This is a genomic window from Mycobacterium sp. TH-M25, from assembly GCF_057473665.1.
Map to the genome: position 1 here is coordinate 1 of NZ_JBYCLA010000270.1, position 5,656 is coordinate 5,656.

The window sequence follows — 5,656 nt, forward strand, 5'->3', positions numbered from 1 at the left end:
TACCGGGACACTGTGCCGTAGGTGGGTTTGACACCGACGGTCGCGGTCAGCGCGGCGGGCTGACGGATGGAGCCGCCGGTGTCGGATCCGATGGCCAACGGCGCCTGGAACGCGGCCAGCGCCGCCGCGCTGCCGCCACCGGAGCCGCCGGGCACCCGATCGACGTTCCACGGGTTGCGGGTGGGGCCGTAGGCGGAGTTCTCGGTCGAGCTGCCCATCGCGAACTCGTCCATGTTGGTCTTACCCAGGATCGGGATGCCGGCCGCACGCAACCGCGTGGTGACGGTGGCGTCGTACGGGGAATGCCAGCCCTGCAGGATCTTGGATCCGCAGGTGGTCGGCATGTCGATGGTGGTGAACACGTCTTTGAGCGCCAGCGGTACCCCGGCCAACGCCGACGGTAGCCGCTCGCCAGCGGCCACCGTCTTATCGACGGCGGCCGCGGCCGACAGTGCTTTCTCGGGCGCGACGTGCAGGAAGGCCCGGTAGGTGTCGTCCGTCGCCTCGATCTGGTCCAGACAGGCCTGGGTGATCTCAACCGACGACAGCTCCTTGGCGGCGACCTTGGCCGCCAGCGTCGCGGCGTCGGATCGGATGATCTCGGTCACTCGGCGTCCCCCAGGATCTGGGGGACAGCGAAGCGACCGTCGACGGCTTCGGGTGCTTCGGCCAGCGCCTGCTGCTGGGTAAGGCACGGGACGGTCTCGTCCGGGCGCGTGACGTTCACGTCCTTGAGCGGGTTGTCGGTGGGTTCGACACCGGTGACGTCGACGGCCTGGATCTGGCTGACGTGGGTCAAGATGGCGTCAAGTTGACCAGAGAAGCTGTCCAACTCGGTATCGGTCAACGCCAGCCGGGCCAGCCGGGCCAGGTGCGCAACCTCATCGCGGGAGATGCGGGAGATCTGGGACACGAGCGAAAAGCCTACCTAGCCGCGAGCGTGAAGCTGGCCGCACAGTCGTTACCGAGCGTGAAGCTGGCCGCACGCTGGTCGGCAGCGGCACCGCTGTGCAACAGTGTTGGCCGTGCCTTCCTATTTGCTGCGCATCGAGCTAGCCGACCGCCCAGGTAGCCTGGGCTCGCTAGCTGTGGCACTCGGTTCGGTGGGCGCCGACATCTTGTCGCTCGATGTGGTGGAGCGCAGCGGTGGCTACGCGATCGACGACCTGGTGATCGAGCTGCCGCCAGGAGCGATGCCCGACAAGTTGATCACCGCCGCCGAATCACTTCCCGGTGTCCGAGTAGACAGCGTCCGACCGCACAGCGGTCTGCTGGAAGCCCACCGCGAGCTGGAGCTGCTCGACCAGGTCGCCGCGGCCCGCGACAACGCGTCCAGGCTGCAGGTGCTCGCCGACGAGGCGCCGAAAGTGCTGCGAGTGAGCTGGTGCACAGTGCTGCACAGTTCCCAGGGAGAGCTACACCGCCTCGCCGCGAGCGCTGGCGCACCGGAGACGCGGGCGGATTCGGCACCGTGGCTACCGATCGAGCATGCCGCGCCGCTCGACGGTACCGCCGAGTGGGTGCCGCAGGCGTGGCGCGATATGGACACCACCATGGTCGCCGCACCGTTGGGCGACCCGCACACCGCGGTGGTGCTGGGCCGTCCGGGCCCGGAGTTTCGGCCGTCAGAGGTGGCTCGGCTGGGGTATCTGGCCGGGATCGTGGCCACCATGCTGCGCTGACGCTATTCGACGGCTTGCTGCACCGGTGGCCCCTGCTCCAGCAACCGGCGAAACCCATCTTCATCGAGGATCGGTACCCCGAGCTCGACCGCCTTGTCGTATTTGGATCCCGGCGAGTCGCCGGCGACCACGTAGGCAGTCTTCTTCGACACCGAACCAGCGGCCTTGCCACCACGCGCCACGATCGCCTCCTTGGCGTCGTCGCGGGAAAACCCCGCTAACGAGCCGGTGACGACGATGGTGAGCCCCTCGCACGTGCGCGGCACGCTGGTGTCGCGCTCATCGGCCATCCGCACTCCGGCCGCCCGCCACTTGTCGACAATCGCGCGATGCCAGTCGACGGTGAACCACTCGGTGACCGCGGCCGCGATGGTGGCACCTACCCCCTCGACGGCGGCCAGCTGCTCGGTGGACGCGGCCACGATGGCGTCAACGCTGCCGAACTCGGTGGCCAGGGCTCGCGCCGCCGTCGGCCCGACATGCCGGATCGACAACGCCACCAGCACTCGCCACAGCGGTGCGGCTTTGGCCTTGTCGACGTTGACCAGTAACCGTTTGCCGTTGGCCGACAACTCGCCGGCCTTGGTCCGGAAAAGCTCGGTGCGCAACAAGTCATCCTCGGTGAGGGTGAACAGGTCACCCTCGCTGGTGATCACCTGCGCGGCCAGCAGCGCAACGCCGGCCTCGTATCCCAGTCCCTCGATGTCGAGCGCGCTGCGGCTGGCGACGTGAAACACGCGCTCTCGCAGTTGCCCCGGGCAGCTCCTGGCATTGGGGCAGCGGATGTCAGCATCGCCTTCCTTTTCCGGCGCCAACGTGGTGCCGCACTCGGGACACGTTGTGGGCATGACGAATTCGCGTTCGGACCCGTCGCGCAGGTCAACCACGGGTCCTAAGACTTCGGGAATCACGTCGCCGGCCTTGCGGATCACCACGGTGTCACCGATCAACACGCCTTTGCGTTTGACCTCAGCAGCGTTGTGCAGGGTCGCCTGCCCGACCGTCGACCCGGCGACCTTCACCGGCGTCATGAACGCGAACGGCGTGACCCGCCCGGTGCGGCCGACGTTCACCCGGATGTCGAGCAGCTTGGTCTGCGCTTCCTCAGGTGGGTACTTGTAAGCGATGGCCCATCGCGGAGCTCGCGAGGTGGAACCCAGCCTGCGCTGCAACGCCACCTCGTCGATTTTGACCACTATCCCGTCGATTTCGTGGTCCACCTCGTGGCGATGTTCGCCCCAATAGGCGATGCGTCCCTGGACGCCAGCTATGTCGTTCACCAGCGTCGTATGCTCGGACACCGGCAGCCCCCAGGCCTGTAAAGCCAAGTAGGCCTGGTGCTGGGTGGCGGGGCGAAAACCTTCGATGTGCCCAAGTCCATGGCAGATCATCCGCAGCTTGCGGCGGGCCGTGACCGCCGGATCTTTCTGGCGCAGCGAGCCCGCCGCGCTGTTGCGTGGGTTAGCGAACGGATTCTTGCCCTCCTCAACGAGGCTCGCGTTGAGCGCTTGGAAGTCCGCCACCCGGAAAAACACCTCGCCGCGGACCTCGAGAACCTCTGGCAGCGGGTAAATATCGCTGGCGGTCAGCCGTTCTGGCACGTCTTCGATGGTCCGCGCGTTCAGCGTGACGTCCTCGCCGGTGCGACCATCGCCCCGAGTCGCGGCGCGGGTCAGGCGTCCATCCCGATAGACCAACGACAATGCGACACCGTCAATCTTGAGCTCACACAAATAATGGACGTCATCACCGATCTCAGCGCGGATGCGGGTGACCCAGGCGTCGAGTTCATCCCCACTGAACGCGTTGTCGAGGCTGAGCATCCGTTCGAGATGCTCGGTCGCCACGAAATCAGTCGTGAAGCCGGCACCGCCGACCAGCTGAGTAGGGGAATCGGGCGTGCGCAGCTCGGGATGGGCTTCCTCCAGCGCGGCGAGCCTGGCCAGCAGGCGATCGAACTCCGCGTCGGAGATGATCGGCGCGTCCCGCACGTAGTAGCGGAACTGATGTTCGCGCACCTCTTCGGCCAGCTCTCGCCACTGCCGCAACACCTCGGGTCCGATAGGGTCAGCTTCGGGCGAACTCACCCCCGCAGGCTAACTGAGCAGTCCGACGCAGGCCCGGGCCGCTGGTGCGCCGAGATTGCCGCGGTGGTTGTGTCCAGCCGGGTTCGCACAGCCTTGGCGGCAATCTCGGTGGTCAGCCGGCGCGATTAGATGGCATCCGGGTCTTGGGCGAACGCTTCGGCGGCCTTGCGCGCAAGCTCGATCGCGGTGCGCGACCATTGCGGCGTCGCACCCGCCAGACCGCATGCCGGGCTGACACCGATGCGATCGCGCAGCGCTGAGCGGCCGAAGCCGAGCCGATCGGTCACCCCGACAACGGCGGCGGCGACCTGCTCGACCGACGGCGGCCGTTGCGGGGCGGTTGCGGGCACTACGCCCAACACGACGGTGCGACCAGACTCGACGAATGCTGCGATGCCATCCAGATCCGCTGCCCGCAGCATGTTGGCATCTACCGACACCGCGCTAATAGCGCTGCGCTGCAAGAAGTTCCACGGCAGTTCCGCGGCACAGCTGTGCAGCAGTACATCGGCACCCACGGTCGCGACGCAATTGTCCAACAACGCTGCCGCCAGCGCTTCGTCGAGCGGAGCGACCGGGGAAAACGCGGTCACCCCGGTCAGCAGTCCCCCCAATGCCGCCGGCAGCGACGCCTCGTCGAACTGCACCACCACCGGGGTGTCGAGTCGCCGTGCCAGGGCCGCACGGTGCGCGGCAACGCCCTCGGCCAGCGATGCTGCCAGGTCACGCACGGCGCCGGGGTCGGTGATCGCCCGGTGGCCGTTGGCCAGTTCTAGCCCGGCCACCAAGCTGACCGGTCCAGGAGCCTGCACCTTGACGACACGCCCCCTGCCGCGCAGACCGGCCTTCTCCCAGGCCTCTTCGAGGGCATCCATGTCCTCGTCGAGGAGGCTAACGGCTCTGCGTGTCACTGCGCCGGGCCGTGCGGCGATGCGGTAACCGCGTGGCACCGTGTCGATGGCCACGTCGATGAGCAGCGCACCGGCCCGTCCGAGCAGGTCGGCGCCCACTCCCCTGGCGGGCAACTCAACGATATGGGCCAGCGCGCCCGCCAACTCGCCGACGACAACCTCGGCGGCGGGGCGCGGGGATGAGCCGGGCCACGATCCAACACCGCTAGCCGTTGCGAAAACACTCATCCGGCAACCGTATTCGACATCGCATCGCCGGTCGCCCGCCAGGGGTACCTGTTGTCTTGCGCGAGCCGTCCCGCAGCTAGCAAAATGTGACGCGGCCGCTGCTGTGATGCGACACGGCGTTGCCCCAGGGACACGGCTCCCAGCTCGCCGGCAACATCGGCACCCGCGGAGCAGCGCCGAACAAACCAGCACCGCACACCGTCAACCCCGCCGGCTGCCCAACCGACTCCTTACTCACGGTCCCAGCAAAACCCCACTCCGGTGCCACCGCAGGACGCGCTACAACAGACGAGACTTCTACCACACGTTCGCCGGCTTCACCAGGCTCCTCATCCCTAGACCGGTCCGCGAGGTAGCCGCCGGCACCGATTGGTAACGCGGTCGGCAACGCAATCGATAACGCAGTCGGCAACGCGATCGCGGAGCCGACCAGCACGACTGGCGGCACGAGCGGAGCGATCACGAGGGAAGCAGCGATCTCGAGGATCACAGCGATGATCGCCCAGAGCACGGCTCCAATAAATAACGCACCGAGGGCCATCAATATGTCAATGATGACGTCAACGACGGCTGCCGGTGCGGCGACGTCGGCCGCAAGGACGCTGGGTACGCCACCATGGGCGTTCAGCAGTGGCGGCGCCGCTGTGGCCAGTGGTCCCGACGCCAGCACCGTACCCGAAACCGCTTCATAGGCGCTCATGGTGTTGGCCGCCCGAACCCACATCTCCTTGTACTCGGCCTCATTGAC

At 67.2% G+C, this 5,656-nt stretch carries 6 protein-coding genes; 1 reads left to right on the plus strand and 5 read right to left on the minus strand.

Features of this window, described 5'->3' with window-relative positions:
• Together AC2VOU_RS09200 and gatC are read right to left on the minus strand one after the other, a co-directional pair.
• A partial coding sequence (locus AC2VOU_RS09200; protein ID WP_486957103.1) for an amidase family protein occupies positions 1-608 on the minus strand: 608 nt, incomplete at its 3' end.
• Positions 605-904, minus strand: a complete 300-nt coding sequence (gene gatC / locus AC2VOU_RS09205; protein ID WP_054881024.1) for an Asp-tRNA(Asn)/Glu-tRNA(Gln) amidotransferase subunit GatC — start codon at positions 902-904, stop codon at positions 605-607. The genes AC2VOU_RS09200 and gatC, both read right to left, overlap by 4 nt.
• Positions 905-1,025: 121 nt before the next feature.
• On the opposite strand from gatC, the gene AC2VOU_RS09210 reads away from it, so the two are divergent.
• Complete coding sequence (locus tag AC2VOU_RS09210; protein WP_156166206.1) at positions 1,026-1,682, plus strand: ACT domain-containing protein; 657 nt, start codon at positions 1,026-1,028, stop codon at positions 1,680-1,682.
• A 2-nt stretch (positions 1,683-1,684) separates the two neighbouring features.
• Here the strand turns inward: AC2VOU_RS09210 and ligA are convergent, their stop codons facing one another.
• The 3 genes from ligA to AC2VOU_RS09225 all read right to left on the minus strand — a co-directional run.
• Positions 1,685-3,769, minus strand: a complete 2,085-nt coding sequence (gene ligA / locus AC2VOU_RS09215; RefSeq protein WP_047313071.1) for an NAD-dependent DNA ligase LigA — start codon at positions 3,767-3,769, stop codon at positions 1,685-1,687.
• 125 nt (positions 3,770-3,894) lie between these two features.
• Positions 3,895-4,908 carry a uroporphyrinogen decarboxylase/cobalamine-independent methonine synthase family protein gene (locus tag AC2VOU_RS09220; RefSeq protein WP_047313072.1) on the minus strand — a complete coding sequence of 338 codons (1,014 nt, stop codon included), beginning with the start codon at positions 4,906-4,908 and terminating at the stop codon, positions 3,895-3,897.
• A gap of 76 nt (positions 4,909-4,984) precedes the next feature.
• A partial coding sequence (locus AC2VOU_RS09225; RefSeq protein WP_486957104.1) for a PPW family C-terminal domain-containing PPE protein occupies positions 4,985-5,656 on the minus strand: 672 nt, incomplete at its 5' end.

What these genes read in the sequence shown, in the direction of transcription:
- AC2VOU_RS09220 (WP_047313072.1), bottom strand. Translation starts at nt 4,908, where the DNA reads ATGAGTGTTTTCGCAACGGCTAGCGGTGTTGGATCGTGGCCCGGCTCA.